This is a genomic window from Ideonella sp. (assembly GCF_044358605.1).
Lineage (GTDB): Bacteria > Pseudomonadota > Gammaproteobacteria > Burkholderiales > Burkholderiaceae_C > Ideonella.
Genome location: NZ_JBIKNQ010000004.1, coordinates 81,669 through 105,721, shown reverse-complemented (window position 1 = coordinate 105,721; position 24,053 = coordinate 81,669). Strand labels below are relative to the sequence as shown.

The following is a 24,053-nucleotide window of genomic DNA, read 5'->3' as shown; positions in this document are numbered from 1 at the left end:
GCGTTGTTAGCGCTGCATTTTTGAGAGCTTCTCAACAAGAACTTTCGTCCCGACTTGCGCTAGCGGAATCTCATCCTCAGGAGGAATCACATGTACAAGCTCATTACCCTCGCGGCGCTGGCTTCTGCCATGGCTGCGCCCGCGTTTGCCCAAAGCAGTGTCAACATCTACGGTCGCCTCAATGTGACCCTGGAGCGCATCAACGACGGCGGCACGACCCGCTCCGACCTGGTGAACAACTCGTCGCGCATTGGCTTCAAGGGCGTGGAAGACCTCGGCGGTGGCCTCAAGGCCGGGTTCCAGCTTGAGCATGGTTTCAACCCTGCCAATGGCGCTGCCTCCAGCACCTTCTGGGGCCGCCAAGCTGAGGTCAACCTCAGCGGCTCTTTCGGCATGATCCGCTTGGGCACCTTCACCAGCGAAGCCTATTTCGCCACCGCTGACTACGTCAGCATGCATAACCACGACACTGGCAACTCGGCCGATGCGCTTTACACCGACGCCAACGGCTTCAACGGTGCCCGCAAAGTGGCCTATCGCACCCCCACCATGGGCGGTTTCGTCGGTGAAGTGGCGATTCAAGAAGCCAACATCAGCGGTGACCGAGGTCTTGACCTAGCTGCAAACTACGACATGGGCAAACTGCATCTCGGGGCTGGCTTCAGCAAGCTGGGCGATGAGAAGCAAGTCGCTGTACGCGCCCTGTATGAAATGGGCCCCGTCGTGTTTGGTGGCTACTACCAGCGTGACAACGTCATGGGCGGCGCTCGCAACAACTACCGCCTGGCCGCGCAGTACACCATGGGTGCCACCGAGTTGCACGCCAACATCGGCGCTTCTGGTGACATCAAGGGCCTGCCTAGCTCTAGCGCTCACCAGATCACCTTGGGCGTGAACCAAAACCTGAGCAAGCGCACCAAGGTTTATGCGTTCTACACCCGCGTGGGTGACGACGACAAGTTGCACATTTACTCTAACGGCAACTTCACCTCGGTGGCCTTCGGCGTTCGCCACAACTTCTGATCGCAGCGGCTAGGCCGCTTGCACACCGCAAAACTGGCCTTCGGGCCAGTTTTTTTTCGCCCGCTCACCGTCTCAGCCTCGAGGGTGATGCTGGGCGTGCAAGGTCTTGAGGCGCTCCCGCGCCACATGGGTGTAGATGGTGGTGGTCGAAATGTCCGCGTGCCCAAGCAGCATCTGCACGGCGCGCAGATCTGCCCCGTGGTTCAGCAAATGGGTGGCGAATGCATGCCGCAAGGTGTGCGGGGACAAGGCCTGGGTGATGCCGGCGGCCAAGGCATGGCGTTTGACCAAGGTCCAGAACATTTGCCGCGTCATCGGCCCCCCCCTTGCGGTCACGAACAAAGCGGGGCTTTGCTGCCCGCCCAGGATCTCGTTGCGAGCTTCTGCGAGATAGCGCTGAAGCCAGTCCCGCGCTTGCTCGCCAAAGGGCACCAGCCTCTCTTTCGCGCCCTTGCCGTGGGCATGCACCACGCCCTCGGCCAGGGCTACACGAATGGTCGCCAAGCCGACCAGCTCGCTGACGCGCAGGCCGCTGGCGTACATCAGCTCCAGCATGGTGCGGTCCCGCAAACCCAAAGGAGTGGTCACGTCCGGAGCCTGCATCAAGGCGTCCACCTGCGCCTCACTCAAGGTCTTCGGAATCCGCAAGGGCTGGCGCGCCCCCGTGAGCTTAAGCGTGGGGTCGCTGCTGACCAACGCTTCCCTCAAGGCCCAGCGGTAAAAGCGCCGGAACACTGCCAAGCGCCGGTTGGCCGTGGTGGGCTTGCTGCTGGCATGGCGGGCCAGCAGATAGGCTCGCAGGTCCGTCTCAGACACTTGCGCCAAGGTTTTTGCCAGCCCTTGTGCCCGCAGCCACTGCGACAGCAAGCTCAAGTCGCGCCTATAGGCGGCCAAGGTGTTGGCGGCGAGGCCATCCTCCAACCACAAGGCGTCCATGAAGGTGTCGATCAGGCCGTCAGGCGAAAGGGCAGCCGCAGTGCTGTCGATGGCGGAGGGGGCGTTTTGACTCATGGCGTGTACGCAGTCTACACAGCCACCACACACCCTCGGGCTGGCACACTGCCAACATGAGCCACGCCCTGCTGCTGTTGCCCGATTTCTTGCTGATTGCAGCAGGCTTCTTGATCTGCCGCTACACCCCTTTGGATCGCCCGGTGTGGGACGGCGTGGAGCGCTTGGTCTATTACCTTTTGTTCCCGGCCCTGCTGTTTGTGGCCATCGTGCGCCAGCCCATTCAGCCCGGCGCCATGCTGATGCTGGCGGGTTGCGGCTTGGCCGTGGTGGCCAGCGGCATTGCCATCGCCTACAGCTTGGCGCACTGGCCGGGCGTCAGCGCCATCACCCACGCGTCTGGGGCGCAAACGGCGTTTCGCTTCAATTCCTATGTGGCCCTGGCCTTGGCTGAGCGCCTGGGCGGTGCGCAGTCTGTGGCCTGGATGGCGCTGCTGATTGCGCTGTGCGTGCCCATCTGCAATGTGGCCGCTGTTTGGCCTCTGGCCCGCCAGGGCGGCCACTCTTTGGGGCGCGAGCTGCTGCGCAACCCGCTCATCATTGGCACGGTGGCGGGTCTGGTCACCAACCTCAGCGGCGTGCCCGTGCCGGAGGTCATGCAGGTCACCCTATCTCGCATGGGTGCGGCCGCCCTGCCTTTGGGCCTGATGGCCGTGGGCGCGGGCCTGCGCATGGGGGCGCTGCGTGAGGCACCGCGCTTGGCCGCCAGCCTGCTGAGCATCCGCCATTTCATCTTGCCTGCGGTGGCCCTGGCCTTGGTCTAGATGGCCGACCTGCCCCCAGGCCAACAGACCGTGGTGGTGGCCTTTGCGGCCCTGCCCACAGCCTCTAGCGCCTATGTGCTGGCCACCCGCATGGGCGGCCAAGGTAGCTATGTCGCGGGCCTGGTCAGCCTCTCCACCTTGCTGGCCATGGTGGGCCTGCCCACTGCGCTTTGGGCGCTTGAAGCCCTGCGTTAATCCGCTGTTTGTGCCAGCGCCCAAGTGATGTGCTCGTCCAGGAGTGGGCTGGCCTGGGGCAAGGACCTTGCGAGAGCGCTTCGCAAGCCCGGGTCGTCGGCCAGCGCCAGCGCATTGCCCATGGCCACGGCCAGGTTGCGTTGCCAGCGCTCATGGCCAATGCGGCGGATGGCACTGCCTTCGGTGTGGCGCAAAAAGGTGGCTTCGTCCCATTGCCACAGTTGCGCCAAGGTCGGCGCCTGCAGCGCGGGGCGCGCATCAAAATCCGGCAAGCTGGCCCGCTGGGCATATTTGTTCCAAGGGCAGATGAGCTGGCAATCGTCACAGCCGTAAATGCGGTTGCCCATCAAGCGCCGCATCTCCACCGGAATCGGCCCCTCATGCTCAATCGTCAGGTAAGAAATACAGCGCCGCGCATCCAGGCGATAAGGCGCCACGATGGCGCCTGTTGGGCACGCGCTGATGCAGGCCTCACACTGGCCGCAATGGGCGCTGACGGGCGCGGTCAGCGGCAGCGGCACATCCACAAAAATCTCCCCTAGAAAGAACATGGAGCCGGCCTCACGCGCGAGCGTGAGCGTGTGCTTGCCGCGCCAGCCCAAGCCGCTGCGCTGGGCCAGTTCCACCTCCAGCACGGGGGCAGAGTCTGTAAAGGCGCGGTGGCCCAGCGGCCCCAGCTTCTGGGCCAATTGCTCGGCCAGCTTTTGCAGTCGGCCTCTCAGCACCTTGTGATAGTCCCGCCCTCGGGCATAGACGGACACTGCGGCTTGCTTGGGTTGCGCCAAGCGCTGCCACTCCACCGCCTGCCAGCCTTCAGGCATGCCGCGTGGCAGATAGTCCATGCGCGCGGTGATCACCCGCAGCGTGCCGGGCACCAGCTCAGCCGGGCGTGCGCGCTTGAGCCCATGCGCCTGCATATAGTGCATCTGCCCATGAAACCCCGCCTCCAGCCAAGCCAGTAACCCAGGTTCTGCATGGCCCAAGTCCACATCGGCCACGCCAATCTGGGAGAATCCCAGCGAGCGCGCGCTCTCACGCAGCCATGCCAACAGCGCCTCTGCTTGTTCCACCTTGCCTTCGCTGCTTCCTTGACTCATACGCCGATTCTAGAAACCCGCACGCAACACTGGCCGGATGAATCATCCTGCGAGGCTTTTGCCGCCTCTTTAGCCCGGCATGCGGCCCTGGCGGACGCCACGGTGGAACTAGAAGGCACGCTGGGTGCAGGCAAAACCACGTTGGTGCGCCACCTCCTGCGCGCCCTGGGCGTGCAAGGCCGCATCAAGAGCCCCACTTACGCCGTGGTGGAACTGTACGAGGTTGAGCGACCGAGCCTGCCCCCGCTGGCGGTGTCTCATTTCGACTTTTATCGCTTTGAGCGCCCTGAGGAATGGGAAGACGCAGGCTTTCGGGAGGTCTTCGCTGCCCCCGGCCTCAAGCTCTGTGAGTGGGCCGAGAAGGTCGCCGGCCGCCTGCCGACACCCGATTTGCGCATCGGCTTGCAGATCGAAGCCGATGACAGCCGCACCGTGACGCTGCAAGCCCTGACACCCCGTGGCCAGGAGCTGCTGCAATGAAGCGCCGCCAAGCCCTGCAGCAAGTTCCTTTTTTGGTGCTGAGCCTAGGCACAGCCGAGCTGGCCTTTGGAGCATCCATCGTGGCGGTGCGCGTCTGGCCTGCGGCCGACTACACCCGGGTGACGATTGAATCCGATCGCCCGCTGGCCGCCCAGCATTTGATGGCCCAGAACCCCGAGCGCTTGGTCATCGACATCGAGAACCTCGAGCTCAGCCCCGCCCTGCGCGAGCTGGTGGGCAAGGTGCGGCCGGACGACCCCTTCATCGCCGGGGTGCGCGTGGGCCAGAACCAACCCCGCGTGGTGCGCCTGGTCTTCGACCTGAAGCAAAGTGTGCGGCCTGAGCAGTTCACGCTGATGCCCGTCGCCGCTTATCAGCACCGCTTGGTGTTTGACCTCTACCCCACCCAAGCCACCGACCCCATGGTGGCCCTGGTGGCCGAGAAGGCTCAGGCTGAACGAGAAGCTGCGCAATCGGTACAAGACGCTTTGGGTGAGCTGATTGGCCGGGTGGATAAGCCGCTGCAGGTGACACCGCCCAAGCCCACAGCCACAGTGCCCGCCCCAGGGCCGGGTGGTGCCAGCGCCGCGCCACCCTCGCCCCCCTTGCAAACCCCGGCCCCACCGCCGCCGCCCTCCCGTGAACTGAAAGACCGCATCAACCGCCTGATCATCGTCGCCCTAGACCCCGGTCACGGCGGTGAAGACCCAGGCGCCATCGGCCCCACCGGGCTCAAGGAAAAGGACGTGGTATTGCAAGTCGCGCGACAACTGCGCGACCGTATCAACAAGAAGCCGGGTATGCGTGCTGTGATGACGCGAGACGCCGACTTCTTCGTGCCCCTCCATGAGCGCGTCAGCAAAGCGCGGCGGGTGCAGGCCGACCTCTTCATCTCCATCCATGCAGACGCCTTTTTCACGCCTGATGCGCGTGGCGCCAGCGTGTTTGCACTGAGCCAAGGTGGGGCGTCCTCTGCCGCCGCCCGCTGGATGGCCAAGAGAGAAAACGCCGCCGACATGGTGGGCGGCGTCAACGTCAACGTCAAAGATGAGCAGGTGCTCAAGGCCTTGCTGGACATGAGCACCGCCGCGCAGATCAAGGACAGCCTCAAGGTCGGCACTGAAGTGCTGCGCAATATTGGCAAGGTCGGCCGCCTGCACAAACGCGATGTCGAGCAAGCCGGCTTTGCCGTGCTCAAGGCTCCGGACATCCCCTCCATCTTGGTAGAGACCGCCTTTATCTCCAACCCCACCGAAGAGCAGCGCCTGCGCGACCCCGAGTACCAAGAGCGCTTGGTCGAGGCCATCTTCACCGGCCTAGAGCGCTACTTCGCCAAGAACCCGCCGCTGTCGCGCAACCGCACCAGCTGAGCGGGCAACACGCCCCGCAACGCATTGCACACGCGCCAGTCTTGGGCGTGTTCTAGCTCGCCTGCCCAAATACGGCGCTCCAGCACGGGCTGCCCGTCTAAGCCATTCGCTAAGACCTGGGCGCGGGCCACGCCAGGGAGCGCGCCGTCGGCGACCAGGGGCGTGCACCACTGGCCCGCCAGCTTGACAAACACGCTGCTTCGCCCGCCTTCGGTGAGCCACCCGCCCTCTGTCACGAAGAGCTGATCAAACTGGCCTTGGGCGCTTGCTGCGCGCACGGCGGCGTCGTAGTGCTGGCGCAGCGTGGTCTTGTAGGGGGCCAAGGGCTGGGCGTTGGGCAAGCAAAGGGGGCTGAGGCCCAAGAGTACGGGGCCTGCGGCCAGATCGGGCAGAGGCTCCACCTGCATGGCGACGGCGCCGCGCCGGTTCAGGCTCAAGCGCAAGCGGGCTGCGGGGGTGGTGATGGTGGAGGACTGCTGCGCCAATTCACCCAAAGCCTGGTCCAGCGCCGCTGTAACCTGGCTCTCGTCGCACGCAAAGCCCAGCGCCTGCGCGCTGCGCGCCAGCCGGGCCACATGTGCTGCACGTAGCGGCGCATGGGGCTGATGCGGCAAGCCCTCTACCCTCAGGGTTTCAAACAACTCAAAGCCCGGGTCCACATCGGTCAAAAAGCGTGCCTTGTGTTGGCACTCTTGCCATTCTTCGGCCCCCACGCTGTCGAGCACAATGCCCGCCCCCAAACCCAGGCGCAAAGGCCGCGTGCCGGTGGCGGCGTGCAGCGGCCCGACCTCCAGGGTGCGGATGGCCACAGAGAGGCAAAAGTCGCCCAAGGCCTGCCCGGCAGAGGGCGGCGCCACCCAGCCGATGGCACCGCAGTAAAGGCCACGTGGGGTGGTTTCCAATTGCTCGATCAGGGCCATGGTTTGGTGCTTGGGCGCACCGGTGATGGAGCCACACGGAAAGGTTGCCCGCAACACGTCGGGGACGTTCACGTCCGGCCTGGGCGCGGCCTGCACCGTGGAGGTCATTTGATAGACCGTGGCATAGGGCTCAATGGTGAAGAGCGCGGGCACCCGCACGCTGCCCGTTTGGGCGATGCGGCCCATGTCATTGCGCAGCAGGTCCACGATCATCAGGTTTTCGGCCCGGTTCTTGGGGTCTTGCTGCAAGGCCGCTGCCGCTTTGGCATCGGCGAGGGGATCGAGATGCCGCGCGGCCGTGCCCTTCATGGGCTTGGCCGTCAGCAGGCCTTGCTGGTGGCGCAAGAACAGCTCGGGCGAGAGCGACAACACCTCGCCGCCTTCGGGCAACAGGATCAGCGCCCCATAGGCCACAGGCTGGCGCGCGCGCAGGCGGCGGTAAAGCGCGATGGGCGAGCCGTGCAGCGCGCCCTCCACCCGATACGTCAAGTTAACTTGGTAGCTGATGCCTTGGCGAATCGCCTCCTGCACGTCAGCCACGGCCTGCACATAGGCTGCTTCGTCCATGCGGGCGCTCAAGCCCAAGGTCCCGGCGGGGCTGGGTGCAGCAAGGCCGCTGTCTTGGGCCTGCAGCCAAGCGGCCGTGGCGGCCTCATCCAAGGTTTGCGCCTCAGCAAACATCAGCACCCGCAGCGCAGGTGCGCGCCCATCGTCCAGCGGGCTTGGTCGGCTGCCCCTCTGCAGGGCCACGCCCCACTCATAGTCGGCCAGCAGCACGGCATGAAGCCCGCCGAGTTGGCCCGCCGCCACCTGCTGCCACACGGCGTCCAAGTCTTGCGGCTGCGCGCAACGGTGCTCACGCACAAACGCGGTGTAGAGGCGGCCGCGGCCCTCGGCACTGTCGTCCAGCAAGGCCCAAACCTCGGAATCGACTCTGTTCAAAGCAAACTCAGTCCTCGACGCCCTCTCAAGGGCAATCGCTGATTGTCGGGCAGCGCCTGGGGTCTACGATCCCGCAAGGCTTTTTACAGACGCGTTGAGCGAAAGGTGTTGAACATGCAGTCATTCCATCGAAGAAGCTGGGGGCTCGTCGCCCTGGTAGCGGGTCTGGGCGGCTGCGCCACCACCACGCCACCTGCCGCGCCCCCCACACCCGACCTGAGCGCCCACCGCGCCCGCGCCATCTGCCCCACCGGCTTGCCCGAAGGCACCCAATGCCTGAGCGGCAAAGACGAGGCTGGCGCCTTCTGGTGGATCGCCATGCCGGCCCAATGGACAGGCGTGCTGGTGATGCACGCCCACGGCGGGCCAGAGCTGGGCCAGCCCCGTGCCGAGCGCAGCGCCGCGGACTTGCAGCGCTGGTCCATCATGGTCAAGGCGGGCCACGCTTGGGCGGGCTCCACCTTCCGCCAAGGTGGCGTGGAGGTGCGCGCCGCCGCGCAAGACACCGAACGCCTGCGCCTGCTGTTCAACAAAGAAGTGGCCACACCGCGCCGCACCGTGCTGCACGGCCAAAGCTGGGGCGCCAGCGTGGCGGCCATCGGCGCAGAGATGTATCCGAACAGCATGGACGGCGTGCTGCTGACCAGCGGCGTGCTGGCTGGGGGCACCCGCTCTTATGACTTTCGGCTGGACTTGCGGGTGGTCTACCAAGCCGTCTGCGGCACCCACCCCAAGCCCGATGAAGCCCCATATCCCGTTTGGATGGGCTTGCCGCCCGACAGCAAGCTCACCCGGGCCGACCTGGCCCAGCGCGTGAACGACTGCACTGGCGTCAACCTGCCAGCCGCCCAGCGCACGCCGGCCCAGCAACAAGCCTTGGACACCCTGACCCGCCAAGCCCGCATCCCCGAGCGCAGCCTCATCGGCCACCTGAACTGGGCGACCTGGCACTTTCAGGACATCGTGCAAAAGCGCACCGGCGGCAAGAACCCCTTTGGCAACATCGGCGTGGTCTATACCGCGGCCACCGGCCAAGACGCTCTGAACGCCAAAGCGGCCCGCTATGCCGCCGACCCACAGGCAGTGGCCACTTTGGCGGCCGACACCGACCCCCAAGGCAAGATCAGCAAACCCGTCTTAAGCCTGCGCGGCATTCACGACGCCACCGCCTTTGTGGAAATGGACAGCGTCTTTGCCGACACCATGCGCCAAGCCGGCAATGCGCAGTGGCTGGTGCAAACCTACTCTGACAGCGCCGAACACAGCTATTTGCACGACGCCGAATACCCCGCCGCCATGGACGCCTTGCTGGCCTGGATAGACCGCGGCGAGAAGCCCACGCCTAAGGGCCTGCTGAAGCGCTGCAAGGCTGTGCAGCCAAGGTTTGGAGGAGAGTGCAAGCTGGTGCCGGAGTACCGGGCAGCACCAATGGAAGCACGTGTAGCAGCGAGAGCGCGCTAGCCAGCGACTATCCCTTGGGAGTGGCTCTAGTCGCCACTCACCCCCGCTTGCCTCTGCAATACAGATCTGTGCTACGGCCCTTGTCATCCAGCTTTATAACAATGGGGCCTCTCTCACCAGGGCTGGCCTCAAAAGAGAGTTCCAGGCGGGTCTCGGCAATAGGCTGCCCGAGTTGAACCAAAAGATCGGTTCGCTCCATCCCTGGTTGCATCGCTTCACAAATGATTGTGTTGTTATAGCTCGGCCTGCAACTACCGCTCCCTGCACACTCAGACAACTGACAACTCTGCACGGCGTCATGCCAACGACCACCAGCGTCGAGGCATCGGTCTTGAAGCCAAAGAGACCGCCAGTATGGGTACGCGATAAAGCCAACCGCTGCAATAACGAGCAGCGCCATCACTCCATTGACGACTCTACTGTTCAAGCTTGGCTCCCCAGCGTCCCAGCCCGAATCCACTCTTCTCTGGACAGCACATGCGTCGCCAACTCCCGGCCGTACCAGGTCTCCAAGCCTCGATAGCGCATGCCCAGCTTGTCCATCACCGCGCCAGACGGCAGGTTGTCTGGGTGGCGCACCGCCAACAGCTCGGCAGCGGCCAAGTTCTCGAAGGCAAAGGCCGTCATGCGCGTGGCCGCTTCGCTGGCCAGGCCTTGGTGCCAAAAGTCCGGGTGCAGGCGCCAGCCGATCTCTAAGGGGTTGTTGCGCAAAGTGTTGAGGTCTTCGGGAATGGCTGCCTCGCGCCGAAGGTATTGAATGCACCCTGCGCCAGCCACGCGGTCGCTCTCCAGGAGGATCAAGGCCCACCAACTGGTTCCCCATGCGGCCCAGCAGCGTTTGACCCGCGCTATGTAGGCCAGGGTCTGCTCCCGTGTCTCTGGCTGGCCGGAGATGTAGCGCATCACCTCTGGCCGAGCATTCATCTCGTGAAGGCCCTCAAGATGGTGGTCCGCAAATGGCTCAAGGCGAAGACGTGAAGTAGTGAGAACGGTCATCTCGGTCGGGTCTCAAAGTGTCGCCACGTCCACCGCTGCTCTGCTTGGCTCTACACGTTGGTGTTCTTGTCGTTCACCATGGCGGCGACGAGCTCTATGAGTGACGACAGTCCGAATAACACTGCCGCGCCTCCGAAAAGCCCGAAAAAGGCTAGGACGAGCGCTCCGAGTAGAGCCGCCCCTGAGAACCAGTGACGCATTTTCATGGGCTTGATGCTATCTCACGCAAACACGACGACCAAGGCGCTCTCAGGCCGCCTCACGCCCCTTCATCTTGGCCCGCAAGCTGCCAAAAATCACCAACAGACCTGGGATGACGATCATCGCCCAGATGATTTTGGACAGGTTGGCCTGCACCCAGGGGATGTTGCCAAACAGATAGCCTGCGGTCGTCAAGCCGCAGACCCACAGCGCGCCGCCGGTCACGTCATAGAAGGTGAACTTGGTGCGGGTCATGGCGGCGACGCCCGCCACAAAGGGCGCGAAGGTGCGCACAAAAGGCATGAAGCGGGCGATGACGATGGTCACACCACCGTGCTTCTCGTAAAAGGCATGGGCTTGGTCAAAGGCCTTTTTGTTGAAGAAGCGCGAGTTCTCCCACTGGAACACTTTGGGGCCAAAGTAGCGGCCTATGGCGTAATTGGTTTGATTGCCCGCGATCGCGGCGATCAGCAGCAGCGGCATGGCAATCTCCAGCGCCATCACGCCGGTGCCGCACATGGCGCCCACCACAAAGAGCAGTGAGTCGCCCGGCAAGAAGGGCATGACCACCACGCCGGTCTCGACGAAGATGATCAAGAACAGCAAGGCATAAACCCATGCGCCGTAGGTGGCCACAAAGGCCGCAAGATGCTTGTCCACATGCAGGACAAAGTCGATCAGAAGGGGAAGAAAGTCCATGCGGGGCATTATGGCAAGCCCCTCTGAGCGGGCGCTGAAGGGCCGCTCTCTACAATCGGGGCATGAATGTCACCGAGTCTCTGGACACCCCTGCACCGGCCAACGCTGCCCAGCGCCGCCCCATCCGCGAACTGCCTGACGAGTTGGTCAGCCAAATTGCGGCGGGTGAGGTGGTGGAGCGGCCCGCCTCGGTGGTGCGGGAGCTGGTGGACAACGCACTGGATGCCGGGGCCAGCCAAGTCACCGTGCGCCTGAGCGCGGGTGGCGTGCGCGCCATCGTGATTGAAGACGATGGCTGTGGCATTCCGGCCGAAGAGATCCCGCTGGCGCTCAAACGCCATGCCACCAGCAAGATCGGCTCGCTGGCGGAGCTGGAAGGTGTGATGACCATGGGCTTTCGGGGCGAGGCGCTGGCCGCCATTGCCTCGGTGTCAGACATGGCCATCACCAGCCGCACGCCCGATGCACCGCATGCCCAGCGCCTAGAGGCCCGCAGCGGCGAGCTGGCCCCTGCCGCCCGCGCCTCGGGCACCAGCATTGAGGTGCGGGAGCTGTTTTTCAGCACACCGGCTCGCCGCAAGTTTTTGAAGAGCGACGCCACCGAGCTGGCCCATGCCCTCGAAGCCCTGAAGCGCCACGCCCTGGCCCGGCCCGATGTGAGCTTTGCGCTGTGGCATGACGGCAAGCTCATCGCCCAGTGGCGCAAAGCCACCCATGAACAACGCATGGCCGATGTGCTGGGCCCAGAGTTTGTGGACAAAAGCCGCGCGGTCGATGTGCCAGTGGGCCCTATGCGCGTGCAAGGCCGTATCGGCCTGCCCGAAGCCGCGCGCAACCGGTCTGACCAGCAATACGCCTATGTCAACGGCCGCTATGTGCGCGACAAGCTCATCACCCACGCGCTGCGCAGCGCCTATGAAGATGTGCTGCACGGCCAGCGCCAGCCCACGTATGTGCTGTTCATCGACATCGACCCGACCCGCGTCGATGTGAACGTGCACCCCACCAAAATCGAAGTGCGCTTTAGAGAGTCAGGCGAGGTCTATCAGGCAGTGCGCCGGGCGGTGGACGCCGCTTTGTCCACCACGGCGGGGGCGCAGCTTGCGCCAGCAGCGTCCAGCGCAGCACCCGCTTTGGAGACTCAGCCCTCACAGTTTGGGGCGAGTGCCCGCGGCGGCTCATCCTTCAACGCCGAGCCCAGCAGCGCCGCATGGGCGCGGCCCCAAGGCCTGCCCTTCACCGCCCAGCAATCGCGCCTGAGCTTGGCCGACATGGCCCCGCTGATGGCGCCTGCCCCGGCGAGCCCCTTGATGGCGCGCGAGGCCACACCCGGCTGGCAAGGCAACCCGCTGGACCCTCGCCCCAGCGGCGCGGACGCAGCGCTGCCCTGGCCTGCGGCTGCCGATACCGCTGCCACCGAGGACTGGCCGCTGGGCCGCGCTTTGGGCCAACTCCACGGTGTGTATGTGCTGGCGCAAAACGCCCAGGGCCTGGTGATTGTGGACATGCACGCCGCCCACGAGCGCATTGTTTATGAGCGCCTGAAGGCGGCGGCCAACAACGCCGCCTTGGCCTCGCAGCCACTGCTCATCCCCGCCACCTTTGCCGCCACGCCCACCGAGGTGGCCTTGGTCGAGACCCGCCATGAGGAACTCCACGCCCTGGGCTTGGACATCTCGCCGCTCGGCCCCACCAGCTTGGCAGTGCGCGCCCGCCCTGCCGCCCTGCCCGACGCCGACCCTGTGGAGTTGGCGCGTGCCGTGCTGCATGACATGAACGAGGTGGACGCCGCCCAGGCCGGGCGTTTGGTGACGCGCGCCCGAGACGATATGCTCGCCACCATGGCCTGCCATGGCGCCGTGCGTGCCAACCGGCGCTTGACGCTGGAAGAAATGAACGCCTTGTTGCGCCAGATGGAGGCCACCGAAAGGGCCGATCAGTGCAATCATGGGCGCCCCACGTGGCGCCAGTTGTCCATGAAAGAGCTGGACAACTTGTTTTTGCGAGGCCGCTGACGCGCCTCTTGTGCCTCCCCTTGACGGGGGGCTTTTCCTTTTTTCATGAAGAGACGGGTTCGCCATGCGATCTGACCGCGACATCCAAAGAACCCCCCGCCGCCCGGTGCGCAAAGAGGGCGACAGCGACGCCCCCAAGACCGAGCAGGCCGCCGACGCGCCTTTTGCCAACATTCCGGTCAGCCACCGCGAACCCACGGGCGCGCCTTATGGCCGCCGCGATGATCGCCCCGCAGATCGCCCGTACGACCGTGGCGACAGGGGAGACCGCGGCGACCGTCGCCCCGAGCGGGACGGCCCCTACGGTGCGCCTCGTGGCAGCGACCGTCCTCAGCAGCGCCACTCGGCAGATCGCCCGCCCCAACGCGGCTATGGCGACCGCCCACCTCAACGTGGCCCGGGCGATGCCCGCCGCCCTTATGACGACCGGCCCCCTCAGCGCGCCTGGAGCGAGCGGCCACCCCAGCGCCCAGATGACCGGGCGCGTTCCTTCGACCGCCCAGACGACAGAGCGCGCTCATTCGACCGACCCGATGACCGCGCACGCTCGTTCGACCGCCCGCCGCAACGCGAGCGTTCCTTTGATCGCCCCCAAGGTGGCTATGGCCCGCGCCGTGATGAGCCTCGCCGCGACGACCGCCGCCCCTTCAATGACCAGCGCGGCCCGCAGCGCTTTGACGGCCCGCCCGGTGCGCGGCCAGATCGGCGTCCGGACGGCCCCTATCAAGGCGAGCGCCGCCCAGAGCAGCGCCCCGACCACCGTCAAGAGCCCTGGGGCCAGCAGCCACCGCAGCGCAGCGAGCGCCCGGGGCCGGCCTTCCGGGACGACCGGCAAGACGACCGCCGACGCGTCGCGCCACCCCAGGGCGACCGCGAAGCTGCCTTCCGCCGCGATGACAGCCGCCCGCCCGTGCGCATTCCACGCTCTACAGAAGGCCCCCAGGGCCGAGCTGCGCCCAACCCTGAAGGCGTGCGCCTGTCCAAGGTGCTGGCTGACCGTGGCGTGTCGTCGCGCCGCGAGGCCGACGACTGGATTGCCGCTGGGTGGGTCAAGGTCGACGGCGTGATGGCCGAGTTGGGTCAGCGCGTGCTGCCCACCGCCCGCATCGACATTGACCCTGCCGCGCATCAGCAGCAAGCCCAGCGCGTGACGATCTTGATCAACAAGCCCATCGGTTATGTCTCCGGCCAAGCTGAAGACGGCTATGAGCCCGCCAGCGTGCTGGTGACGGCTGCTAACCGCTGGGAGGAAGACCCCATTCGCAAGCCCTTCCACCCCGGCCATGCGCGCGGGCTGGCCCCGGCGGGGCGGCTGGACATTGACTCCACCGGCCTGTTGGTGCTGACCCAAGACGGTCGCATTGCCAAGCACCTGATTGGCGAAGACAGTAACGTCGAAAAAGAGTACCTCGTGCGGGTGGAGTACCAGCGCGAAGGCGCCTTCCCCGAGGCCGACATGGCGTTGCTGAACCACGGCTTGGAGCTGGACGGCGTGCAGCTGCGCCCCGCCCGGGTGAGCTGGGCCAATGAGGACCAACTGCGCTTTGTGCTGCGCGAAGGCCGCAAGCGCCAGATCCGCCGCATGTGCGAGCTGGTGGGCCTGAAGGTGGTGGGCCTGAAGCGCGTGCGCATTGGCAGTGTGGTGCTGGGCAAGTTGCCTGCCGGCCAGTGGCGCTATCTGCGTGACGATGAGCGCTTCTAACCCAGCACTGGCAGCACCCAGCTGCGGCCTGGGTGCTCACCAGGTGGCCCTGGCGCTGGCCTTGTTGCTGGGCTTGCAGCCCATCACGACAGACCTGTACCTGCCCGCCCTGCCCCTGCTGGCGCGCGACTTGGCCGCGCCCATGGCGTCGGTGCAGCTCACCATGTCGGCGCTGCTGTTGAGCTTTGGCATGGCCCAACTCATCATGGGGCCGCTCTCAGACCGCTTTGGGCGCAGGCCGGTCTTGCTGGGTGGTTTGTTCCTCTACAGCCTGGCCAGCCTGGGCTGTGTGCTGGCGCCCAGCATCACCACCCTGATCGCCCTGCGTGCGCTGCAGGGCGCGGGCTTGGCCGCCGCTGTGGTGTGCGCGCGGGCCATGGTGCGCGACCTGTATGAACCGCACCAGGGTGCGCAAGTCATGTCGCGCGGCTTGAGTGGGCTGGGGCTGATTGCTTTTGCATCGCCAGCCTTGGGCGGTGTGTTGGCCGCTGGCCAAGGTTGGCGTGCGGCGCTGACGGCGGTGACGCTGGCGGGCATCGCCACCGGCTTGTGGGTGTGGTGGCGCCTGCCGGAAACCTTGGCGGTGAAGCGCCCCGACGCCTTGCGCTTGGGGCCCTGGCTGGCGGCCATGCGCACAGTCTCCGCACACACCGGCTTTCGGGCGTGGACGGCGCTGTCTAGCTTTACCTACGGTGGTTTGTTTGTGCTCTTGGCCGGCAGCTCCTTCGTCTATATCGGCACCCTGGGGCTGGCGCCCTGGGCCTATGGCGCAGTCATGGCCGCAGGCTCGCTGAGCTATATCGCAGGCACCTTTGCCTGCCGCCGCTTGCTGCTGCGGCACGGGCTGCTGGGCACGGTGTGGCGCGGTGCCTTTGCCACTGCTGCGGGGGGCTTGGGCATGTTGGCCTTAGCCTTGGGTGGCCAAAAAGCGGTGCTGCCTATCGTAGTCGCGCATTGGGTCTATCTGTTTGGCCACGGCATTCACCAGCCCTGCAGCCAAACGGCGGCGGTGGGGGCGTTTCCGCAGATGGCGGGTGTGGCCTCGGCGCTGTCGGGCTTTGTGCTGGCGGCCATGGCCTTCTTGACAGGCCTGTGGCTGGGCAAAGCCATGGACGGCAGCGTGCTGGTCTTGGCCAGCGGCCTGTGCTTTTTTGCGCTGCTAACCAGCCTGACGGCCTGGACGGTGGTGCAGCGTTTTGGCCGACTGCCCGGCGCTCCAGCCCCATGAGTGACACCCTTGCGCCCTGGATCGGCTTGGCCGGGCCCACCGCCAGCGGCAAAACCGCCTTGGCGCTGCGCTTGGCCCAAGTCCTGCCCATCGAGATCATCAGCGTCGACTCGGCCCTGGTCTATCGCGGCATGGACATCGGCACCGCCAAGCCCACAGCAGCCGAACAGGCGCTGGTGTCTCATCACCTGATCGACATCTTGGACCCGACAGAGTCCTACTCGGCCGCCCGCTTTGTGCAAGACGCCCAAGCGCTGATCGCCGCCATTCATGCCCGGGGCCGCTGGCCGGTGTTGGTGGGTGGCACCATGCTGTACTTCAAGGCCTTGATCGATGGCATCGACGCGCTGCCTGCTGCCAACGCCTCGGTCCGCGCCGAGCTTGACGCCGAAGCCGCACGCATAGGCTGGCACGCCATGCACGCGCAGTTGGCGCAGGTCGACCCGGTGACTGCCGCCCGCTTGGCCCCCATGGACTCGCAACGCATTCAGCGCGCGCTGGAGGTCTGGCGGGTGTCCGGCCAGCCACTCTCGTCATTTCATACACGGGGGCAAGGCGAGCCCGCCGTCACGGCTCCGCATCTCTTGCTGTCGCTGGAACCCACCGAGCGCGCTTGGCTGCATGGCCGCATCCATCAGCGCTTTGAGCAGATGTGGGCAGCCAATTTTTTGAGCGAGGTGCAAGCGCTGCGGGCCCGCGGGGACCTGCACTTGAACCTGCCATCCATGCGCTGCGTGGGCTATCGCCAAGCCTGGGAGGCTTTGGACGCAGGGCTCAGCGGCGAGGCCTTGAAGGCCCAGGTGATCGAAACCGGCTGCGCCGCCACGCGGCAATTGGGCAAACGCCAACTCACTTGGTTGCGCAGCATGCAGCGCAGCGCCTTGGCCGCCGAAAGCCCAGAGGCCGGCAGCCAACTGGTGGCCCAAGTCTTGGCTCAATGCGCGCGTTGGCGCAGCGGCACTTGACCTTGCTCAAGGCCTGAGCCTGGGGCACTGCCTACAGTGCCGCATGCCTGTAACCCTCTATGACGACGGCAGCCACCGCTGCCTGATGTTCACCGACTTGGTGGACGACACTGGCGCCTCGGACGCTGTGCAAGCGAACCAGTTTTTGATCGTCGACGGTGACACCGGCGCCATCCTCGACCCGGGCTGCAACCTCGCTTATAACGAGCTGTACCTGACCATGACGCGGCACTTCGCGCCGCACAAGCTGTCAGCCATTCTGGCCTCGCACGCCGACCCAGACATCATTGCCTCGCTCGATCGCTGGACCACCTCCACCCAGGCCAGCATTTATGTCTCTAAGGTGTGGGAACGCTTTGTGCCGCACTTCTGCAAGCCGGGCAAAACCACCGGCCGCATCGTGGGCATCCCCGATGCAGGCATGCGCATCCGCATTGGCCGCAGTGAGGTCTGGGCCTTGCCCGCCCACTTCCTGCACGCTGAAGGCAACTTCCAGTTTTGGGACCCGGTCAGCAAGATTTTGTTCTCGGGCGATCTGGGGGTGTCCATGGTCTCGGGGGCGGTGGCGCGCGCGCCAGTGGAGTCCCTGGCGGAGCTCATGCCCAGCATGGCCGCGTTTCACCAACGCTACATGGCGTCCAACAAGATCTTGCGCTTGTGGGCCGACATGGTGGCGGACCTGCCCATCGCCATGATGGTGCCGCAGCATGGCCCACCCTTGGCTGGGCCTGCCGTGAAGGAGTTCATCGCTTGGGTGCGAGGGCTGGCCTGCGGTGTGGACCTGATGGGCCCGGCCAACTATCGCCTGCCCTGAGGCGGGCGGCGTTCAGCCTGCGTTGACCGAGCGGGTTTCGTCGCGGCGCGGCTGAATGGGGGCGGCACGCACGCAGTTACGGCCCGCTTCTTTGGCGGCATTCAAGGCGGCTTCGGCCTCATGCACCAGCGCGTCCAGCGCGAGCTGGCCGCCATGCACATGGGCTACGCCCACGCTCACTGTGACCACCACATGCGCCTGCTCCCACAAGAACGGGGTGGAGGCCACTTGCTGGCGAATCCGCTCGGCAGCGTCCAAGGCCCCCAGCGGGTCGGTGTGAGGCAGATACACCGCCATCTCGGCACCGCCAAAGCGGGCCAGCAGGTCAGACTGGCGCAGCGTGGCGCTGATGCGGCGGGTCACTTCCAGCAAGATCGCGTCGCCGCAGCGCTGGCCCAGGTTGTCGTTGATGCGGCGAAGGTGGTCGGCGTCGATGAGCAGCAGCGCGCCGTTGTCGCCATAGCGGCGGCAGCGCGACCATTCACGCTCAGCCAAACGCAAAAACTGGCGGCGGTTGCTGACGCCGGTCAACTCGTCTTCCAGGCTGAGCATCTCGCGTTGCGAGGCCGACTGCGCCAGCGTGCGAGCCAGATGCAGCGCCACACCACCCGCCAAAAGGGCCGGCATCAGCGCCAGCACCCCAGCCAGGGCTGCCGTGCTCCACGACACACCGTCCAAGACCACCAGCAAGGTGGCCACGCCCGCCGCGACCAAACCGCCCACACCGGCTTGAAACATCCAGGCCGAGCCCAGACTGAAGCGGCTGACCCATTGGGCCAAACGCTGCGGCCATGCGGGGCTTGTGTCTTTCGTCGTCATCTCAAAGAGTCCTTTTGCGCGGGAGTCCGACTCACTTCGGCCAATCGACCACCCAACTGTAGGCCGGGCCTGTGACAAAACCGCTCGTCGCAAGTCCGAGTATCTCGCCAGCCCGCCCTTTGCGCCGGGCAAATCTGTGGAATTAGGGGGAGCGATTTCCCCGGTGACGACCTTCCAAGGGCCGCCAGCACTTGCAGATCGTCTCGAAGCATACTAAAGTGATATCACTTTGATTCCATACATGGAGACCCACTGTGTCCAACTTCGCACACACGTATTCGGACCGCTCGTTTCAATCCCAGAACGGCTACGTGATGGCTGGGCTGGGCATCCTGGCCATCATGCTGGCTGCGGGCCTGCCACTGTCGGGCGCCACACTGGACCTGGGCGTGTGGGCTGCCGCCATCTCGCTGGGCTTGGCCGCATTTGGGGTCATCAGCTTGGTGGGTTTGTACATGCTCCAACCCAACACCTGCACGCTGCTGAATTTGTTTGGTGCCTACCAGGGCACTGACCGCGCCGAAGGCCTGCGCTGGGCGAACCCTTTGCTGGCCAAGCGACGCTTATCGCTGCGGGCCCGCAACCAAAACACCCCGACGCTCAAGGTCAATGACAAGCGCGGCAACCCGATTGAGATCAGCGCTGCGGTGGTGTGGCGGGTCAACGACGCGGCGCGCGCCGCCTATTCCGTGGACGACTTTGAGCTGTACGTTCGGGTGCAGGCCGAGGCCGGCTTACGCCACTTAGCCTCGCTCTATGCCTACGACGAGGGTGAGCACCCAGACAGTGGCGAGATCACCCTGCGCGGCAGCGTGGACGAGGTGACCCAAGACCTGCGCCAAGAGCTGCAAGCCCGCTGCGGTGACGCCGGGGTTGAGGTGATAGACGCCAAGCTGACCCACCTAGCCTATGCGCCGGAGATCGCCCAGGTGATGCTGCGCCGCCAGCAAGCTGAAGCCGTGATCAGCGCCCGCGCCAAGATCGTGCAAGGTGCCGTCAGCATGGTCGAGGCCGCACTCAAGGGGCTGTCTGAGCGCTCCATCGTCGAGCTGGACGACGAGCGCAAAGCGGCCATGGTGTCCAATCTGCTGGTGGTGCTGTGCTCGGACCGCGAGACCCAGCCCATCGTCAACACCGGCACCCTCTACCAGTGAGCGTTTCATGCCCAGCCGTCTTGCCAACACCCTGCTGATCGGCCTGATCCTGTGGCTGTGGGCTCTTGCAATTTACGTGACTAGCAGCATGCCCGCTACGATCGCAACCTCTTTCGATCCAGACGGGCGCGCAGTTGGCTTCATGTCAAGGTCTGCGCATCTCGCCATCTGGACGTTGTTGATGGTGGTGATCCCGGCTGTGTTGGGCCTGCTGCCCATCGAGAGGCTGACTGCTGGAGGAAAGCTGCTGAGCATCCCTCACAAAGCCTATTGGCTGAGCCCGCTACGCCGAGCCCAGACCTTTAGCATGTTGCAGAACTTCATGAGAGCGTTGGCCGCTTTGTTGGTGATCGGTTCGGCGGCTTTGCATCTCCTGTTGGCAGAGGCCAACCGAGCTGCCGTCCCCCGTCTGCCTTTCGGCCCGCACATGCAAGGCGTGAGTCTGTTCTTGGCAGCCCTGGCAGTCTGGTGTGTGCTGCTGTGGTGGCGCTTGCGCCGCCCGCGCTGAGAGGACCGCAACAATTGGCCAGCCCCAGCAAAAAGTCCTACCCCCTGCGCATAGACCCGGCCCTGTGGGCCGAGATCGAGCGCTTGGCAGCCCAGGAGCTACGCAGCGCCAATGCGCAGGTGGAGTATCTGCTGCGCGAAGCGCTGGCCAAGCGCGGGCGTTTGCCGCAAGCTGAGCCCTCCCCCGAGACGGACGAAAGCGCCTGAGCGGGTAGCCCGCCTACACTGGCGGTATGGCATCTGAATCTGACCGCCCCAAGGGCAGCTCTCCCAAATCTCTCTCGGGCCTGGCGCCCTTCTTGAAACCCTATCGGGGCCGCATTGCGCTGGCCCTGGCCTTCATGGTGCTGGCCGCCGGGGCCACGCTGGCCTTGCCCATGGCGCTCAAGACCTTGGTCGATGAAGGCCTGGTCGGGGCAGCCCCCGGGGAGCGCATGATGGCGCTGCGTGAGCACTTCGGTGCCTTGTTTGCCGTGGGAGCTGCCCTGGGAGTGTTCTCGGCCTTGCGCTTTTACATGGTGAGTTGGTTGGGCGAGCGGGTCACGGCCGACCTGCGCAATGCCGTCTATGCCCATGTGGTGAAGCAAAGCCCGGCCTTTTTTGAGACCACCGCCACCGGCGAGGTGCTGAGCCGCCTGACCACCGACACCACCCTGGTGCAAACCGTGGTGGGCTCCAGCCTGAGCATGGGCTTGCGCAATGTGGTGATGGGCGTGGGCGCCTTGGGCCTGTTGATCGCGACCAACCCTTATGTGATGACCCAGGTCCTGGGCATCCTGGTGCTGGTGGTGATGCCTGCACTTGTTTTTGGTCGGCGGGTGCGCAAGCTCTCTCGCGCCAGCCAAGACCGGGTCGCCGACACCAGCGCCATTGCCGCCGAAGTGCTGAATGCCATTCCGGTGGTGCAGAGCTACACCCAAGAAGCTCGCGAAGCCACGCGCTTTGACGGGGCCACCGAGGCCGCCTTTGACACCGCCCGCAAGCGCACTCGCCTGCGCGCCGTGCTGGTGGCCTTCATCATCACCGCCACTTTTGGTGCCCTGCTGTGGGGGCTGTATCAAGGCACGCAAGCGGTGCTCAAGGGCGAGATCACTCCGGGACATTTGGGCCAGACCGTGCTCTATGTCATCACCCTGGCCGGCTCGGTGGCGGTACTGTCAGAAGTCTATGGCGACTTGCTGCGTGCAGCGGGCGCGACCGAGCGCCTGATGGAGCTGCTGCATACGCAATCCCCCGTCACCTCGCCCCAACAACCGCAGGCCTTGCCCGCCACCCAGGGCGGCTCTGCACTGAGTCTCCAAGGCGTGAGCTTTCATTACCCGTCGCGCCCCGATCAAGCCGCGCTGCAAGGCCTGACGCTGGAAGTGCGCCCCGGCGAAACCGTGGCCTTGGTCGGCCCCAGCGGCGCGGGCAAAACCACGGTGTTCCAGTTGCTGCTGCGCTTTTATGACGTGGCGGCAGGGCGTGTGCGCTTGGACGGCGTGGACGTGCGCGAGGTCGATCTGCAAGCCTTGCGCGGCCGCATCGGCATCGTGCCCCAGGACAGCGTGATCTTCTCGACCTCGGCCATGGAGAACATCCGTTACGGCCGCCCGGAGGCCACGGACGCCGAGGTCATCGCAGCGGCGCAAGCGGCCTATGCGCATGACTTCATCATGGCGCTGCCCGGTGGCTACGACAGCTTTTTGGGCGAACGCGGTGTGCGCTTGTCTGGCGGCCAGCGCCAGCGCATCAGCATCGCGCGGGCCATGCTCAAGAACCCACCGCTGCTGCTGCTGGACGAAGCCACCAGCGCGCTGGACGCCGAGAGTGAGCGCATGGTGCAGGCGGCACTGGAAAGCGCCATGAAGGACCGCACCACCCTGGTCATCGCCCACCGCTTGGCCACCGTGCAGCGGGCTGACCGCATCGTGGTCTTGGAGGGTGGCCAAATCCAAGAACAAGGCACACATGCCGAACTGGTGGCGCGCGGCGGGCTGTATGCCAAGTTGGCAGCGATGCAATTCAGCGCCGCCTAGAATCCTCTCCTTTAGCCTGCCTGCAAGACCATCGTGACCCGCCCTGTCCGCTCCCAGTACGAAGACTTCATGCGCCATGTCTATGAGCATGGCGTGGCCAAGGGTGACCGCACCGGGACCGGCACGCGCAGCGTGTTCGGCCACCAGATGCGCTTTGATCTGAACGAGGGCTTTCCGCTGGTGACCACCAAGAAGGTGTTCCTCAAGGCCATCATCGTGGAGTTGCTGTGGTTCTTGCGGGGCGACAGCAATGTCCAATGGCTGCAAGAGCGCGGCTGCACGATCTGGGACGAATGGGCGCGTGAAGACGGCGACTTAGGCCCTGTCTATGGCGTGCAGTGGCGCAACTGGCCCACGCCTGAGGGCGGCCACATCGACCAGATCAGCGAAGTGGTGCAACAGCTCAAGAGCAACCCCGATTCGCGCCGCATCATTGTGAGCGCCTGGAACGTGGCTGACCTGAGCAAAATGGCCTTGATGCCCTGCCACGCTTTCTTCCAGTTTTACGTGGCCCCGGCCACGGAGCCGGGCGGGCGCGGGCGCTTAAGTTGCCAGCTCTACCAGCGCAGCGCCGATATCTTTTTGGGCGTGCCCTTCAATATCGCCAGCTACGCGCTGCTGACCCACATGCTGGCCCAGCAGTGCGACTTGGCCGTGGGTGATTTCATCTGGACGGGCGGCGACTGTCACCTCTACACCAACCACTTCGAGCAGGTGCAAACCCAGCTAGAGCGCACGCCCTTTGCCTACCCGGTGCTGAACATCAAGCGCAAGCCCGCATCCATCTTCGACTATGAGTTCGAAGACTTTGAGGTGCTGGAGTATCAGCACCATGCGCCGATCAAGGCGCCGGTGGCTGTGTGAATGAACAAAGGGAAACCATGAACGGTTTCCCTTTGTACTTGAGGCCTGACCTCACGCTGTGAGCAAGCTCCGTCCGAGGGCGCCTTTGGCGCCCTTCGTCCATCAGAAGCCGTACTTCAGGCCCAGGGCCAACACCGACACGTCAGAGGCGGGACGCTGATACTCGCCACGAATCGAGAGCTGCTTGCTCAAGGCATAGTCCACGCCCACGCCCACCAACAGGCTGCTGCGGTAGTCGCGCGCCTTGGCGGAGGCAGAGGCAGAGCCAGAAACGACGCTGACGCGCTCTTGCGCCTTGGTCGTGCCGTAGCCCAGTCGTCCAAACACGCTGAAGCTGTCGCTCAAAGGCAAATAGCCCAAACCAGAGAGCTGAATGCTGCGATAGCGGGCAGAGATGTCCCACTTGTTGGCGCCTTCTGTGAAGGTCTCACGGCCAGACCCCAGAAAGCGAAAGCCCAATTCAGCGCCCCAATTGGCGTTGAACTGATAGCCGCCCGCAATGGACGCCCCGGTATCGCTGCCCAAGCCTGAGAACCGGGTGCGACTGATATCGCCCGCGACATAAAAGTCACCGGCCTGCGCCACACCGCAAACACCTACCAACAACGCGGCCGCAGCCATCATCTTTTTCATCACAACACCTTTGAAGTTAACGCACCATCACTTGGCACTCCAAAGATTGTCGGCAGGATGTCTGAAGATTAGCTCGACGCCACCTCAAGAGATCTTCAAGACAGGCTCAAGGTAGGCCCAACACAGGCCAAGGCGACCAAGCCCGCAGCCCCCTCGCGCACCCAGCTCGCGACCA

General features: G+C 64.9%; 21 protein-coding genes and 1 pseudogene. 15 read left to right on the top strand and 7 right to left on the bottom strand.

The annotated features are described in order from the left end of the window. Positions 1-90 precede the first annotated feature (90 nt). Positions 91-1,023, top strand: coding sequence for a porin (locus ACIQ3Q_RS02735; RefSeq protein ID WP_396267431.1), 933 nt, complete (start codon positions 91-93; stop codon positions 1,021-1,023). A gap of 72 nt (positions 1,024-1,095) precedes the next feature. Here ACIQ3Q_RS02735 and xerD read toward each other — a convergent pair whose 3' ends face one another. Beyond that, on the bottom strand, positions 1,096-2,034 hold the full coding sequence (xerD, locus tag ACIQ3Q_RS02730; RefSeq protein ID WP_396267430.1) for a site-specific tyrosine recombinase XerD: 939 nt from the start codon (positions 2,032-2,034) through the stop codon (positions 1,096-1,098). Between the two features lie 56 nt (positions 2,035-2,090). Between xerD and ACIQ3Q_RS02725 the strand changes: the two are divergent. Further along, positions 2,091-2,993 (top strand): annotated as a pseudogene (locus ACIQ3Q_RS02725) (AEC family transporter). Here ACIQ3Q_RS02725 and queG read toward each other — a convergent pair. Then, on the bottom strand, positions 2,990-4,090 hold the full coding sequence (gene queG / locus ACIQ3Q_RS02720) for a tRNA epoxyqueuosine(34) reductase QueG (RefSeq protein ID WP_396267429.1): 1,101 nt from the start codon (positions 4,088-4,090) through the stop codon (positions 2,990-2,992). The pseudogene ACIQ3Q_RS02725 and the gene queG sit on opposite strands and share 4 nt — an antisense overlap. On the opposite strand from queG, the gene tsaE reads away from it, so the two are divergent. Together tsaE and ACIQ3Q_RS02710 are read left to right on the top strand one after the other, a co-directional pair. Next, positions 4,082-4,570, top strand: coding sequence for a tRNA (adenosine(37)-N6)-threonylcarbamoyltransferase complex ATPase subunit type 1 TsaE (tsaE, locus tag ACIQ3Q_RS02715; protein WP_396267428.1), 489 nt, complete (start codon positions 4,082-4,084; stop codon positions 4,568-4,570). The two genes, queG and tsaE, sit on opposite strands and share 9 nt — an antisense overlap. Then, a complete protein-coding gene (locus ACIQ3Q_RS02710) occupies positions 4,567-5,940 on the top strand; it encodes an N-acetylmuramoyl-L-alanine amidase (RefSeq protein WP_396267427.1) in 1,374 nt (457 codons plus the stop codon). The genes tsaE and ACIQ3Q_RS02710 overlap by 4 nt, the downstream gene beginning before the upstream one ends. Here ACIQ3Q_RS02710 and pabB read toward each other — a convergent pair. Next, entirely contained in the window at positions 5,895-7,802 is a 1,908-nt protein-coding gene (pabB, locus tag ACIQ3Q_RS02705) for an aminodeoxychorismate synthase component I (protein ID WP_396267426.1), read from the bottom strand. The two genes, ACIQ3Q_RS02710 and pabB, sit on opposite strands and share 46 nt — an antisense overlap. Before the next feature lie 114 nt (positions 7,803-7,916). Between pabB and ACIQ3Q_RS02700 the strand changes: the two genes are divergently transcribed. Next, positions 7,917-9,263 carry a hypothetical protein gene (locus tag ACIQ3Q_RS02700; RefSeq protein WP_396267425.1) on the top strand — a complete coding sequence of 449 codons (1,347 nt, stop codon included), beginning with the start codon at positions 7,917-7,919 and terminating at the stop codon, positions 9,261-9,263. 423 nt (positions 9,264-9,686) lie between these two features. On the opposite strand, the gene ACIQ3Q_RS02695 is transcribed toward ACIQ3Q_RS02700, so the two are convergent. Together ACIQ3Q_RS02695 and ACIQ3Q_RS02690 are read right to left on the bottom strand one after the other, a co-directional pair. Beyond that, entirely contained in the window at positions 9,687-10,259 is a 573-nt protein-coding gene (locus ACIQ3Q_RS02695) for a GNAT family N-acetyltransferase (RefSeq protein ID WP_396267424.1), read from the bottom strand. A gap of 249 nt (positions 10,260-10,508) precedes the next feature. Next, complete coding sequence (locus tag ACIQ3Q_RS02690; RefSeq protein ID WP_396267423.1) at positions 10,509-11,159, bottom strand: DedA family protein; 651 nt, start codon at positions 11,157-11,159, stop codon at positions 10,509-10,511. A gap of 62 nt (positions 11,160-11,221) precedes the next feature. Here ACIQ3Q_RS02690 and mutL point away from each other — a divergent pair, with 62 nt between their 5' ends. The 5 genes from mutL to ACIQ3Q_RS02665 all read left to right on the top strand — a co-directional run bounded on the left by mutL (position 11,222) and on the right by ACIQ3Q_RS02665 (position 17,883). Further along, positions 11,222-13,174, top strand: coding sequence for a DNA mismatch repair endonuclease MutL (mutL, locus tag ACIQ3Q_RS02685; protein ID WP_396267422.1), 1,953 nt, complete (start codon positions 11,222-11,224; stop codon positions 13,172-13,174). Positions 13,175-13,238: 64 nt separating this feature from the next. Next, complete coding sequence (locus tag ACIQ3Q_RS02680) at positions 13,239-14,876, top strand: pseudouridine synthase (RefSeq protein ID WP_396267421.1); 1,638 nt, start codon at positions 13,239-13,241, stop codon at positions 14,874-14,876. After that, the gene (locus ACIQ3Q_RS02675; protein ID WP_396267420.1) at positions 14,863-16,104 is read left to right on the top strand and encodes a Bcr/CflA family efflux MFS transporter; all 1,242 of its coding nucleotides are present in this window, start codon (positions 14,863-14,865) and stop codon (positions 16,102-16,104) included. Before ACIQ3Q_RS02680 ends, ACIQ3Q_RS02675 begins: the two co-directional genes overlap by 14 nt. Beyond that, on the top strand, positions 16,101-17,069 hold the full coding sequence (miaA, locus tag ACIQ3Q_RS02670; protein WP_396267419.1) for a tRNA (adenosine(37)-N6)-dimethylallyltransferase MiaA: 969 nt from the start codon (positions 16,101-16,103) through the stop codon (positions 17,067-17,069). The genes ACIQ3Q_RS02675 and miaA overlap by 4 nt, the downstream gene beginning before the upstream one ends. 43 nt (positions 17,070-17,112) lie before the next feature. Beyond that, positions 17,113-17,883: an MBL fold metallo-hydrolase gene (locus ACIQ3Q_RS02665; protein WP_396267418.1), complete on the top strand. Its 771-nt coding sequence runs from the start codon at positions 17,113-17,115 to the stop codon at positions 17,881-17,883. A 12-nt stretch (positions 17,884-17,895) separates the two neighbouring features. On the opposite strand, the gene ACIQ3Q_RS02660 is transcribed toward ACIQ3Q_RS02665, so the two are convergent. Beyond that, positions 17,896-18,702 (bottom strand): GGDEF domain-containing protein, encoded by an 807-nt coding sequence (locus ACIQ3Q_RS02660; protein ID WP_396267417.1) that lies wholly within the window; start codon positions 18,700-18,702, stop codon positions 17,896-17,898. 254 nt (positions 18,703-18,956) lie between these two features. On the opposite strand from ACIQ3Q_RS02660, the gene ACIQ3Q_RS02655 reads away from it, so the two are divergent. The 5 genes from ACIQ3Q_RS02655 (at position 18,957) to ACIQ3Q_RS02635 (ending at position 23,245) form a co-directional block, all read left to right on the top strand. Next, positions 18,957-19,856 carry an SPFH domain-containing protein gene (locus ACIQ3Q_RS02655; protein WP_396267416.1) on the top strand — a complete coding sequence of 300 codons (900 nt, stop codon included), beginning with the start codon at positions 18,957-18,959 and terminating at the stop codon, positions 19,854-19,856. A 142-nt stretch (positions 19,857-19,998) separates the two neighbouring features. Beyond that, complete coding sequence (locus ACIQ3Q_RS02650; protein ID WP_396267415.1) at positions 19,999-20,364, top strand: hypothetical protein; 366 nt, start codon at positions 19,999-20,001, stop codon at positions 20,362-20,364. A 14-nt stretch (positions 20,365-20,378) separates the two neighbouring features. After that, positions 20,379-20,570 (top strand): hypothetical protein, encoded by a 192-nt coding sequence (locus ACIQ3Q_RS02645; protein WP_396267414.1) that lies wholly within the window; start codon positions 20,379-20,381, stop codon positions 20,568-20,570. A 26-nt stretch (positions 20,571-20,596) separates the two neighbouring features. Further along, positions 20,597-22,381, top strand: coding sequence for an ABC transporter transmembrane domain-containing protein (locus ACIQ3Q_RS02640; RefSeq protein WP_396267413.1), 1,785 nt, complete (start codon positions 20,597-20,599; stop codon positions 22,379-22,381). A 30-nt stretch (positions 22,382-22,411) separates the two neighbouring features. Next, positions 22,412-23,245, top strand: coding sequence for a thymidylate synthase (locus tag ACIQ3Q_RS02635; RefSeq protein ID WP_396267455.1), 834 nt, complete (start codon positions 22,412-22,414; stop codon positions 23,243-23,245). Positions 23,246-23,347: 102 nt separating this feature from the next. On the opposite strand, the gene ACIQ3Q_RS02630 is transcribed toward ACIQ3Q_RS02635, so the two are convergent. After that, on the bottom strand, positions 23,348-23,878 hold the full coding sequence (locus ACIQ3Q_RS02630; protein WP_396267412.1) for an outer membrane beta-barrel protein: 531 nt from the start codon (positions 23,876-23,878) through the stop codon (positions 23,348-23,350). Positions 23,879-24,053 lie beyond the last annotated feature (175 nt).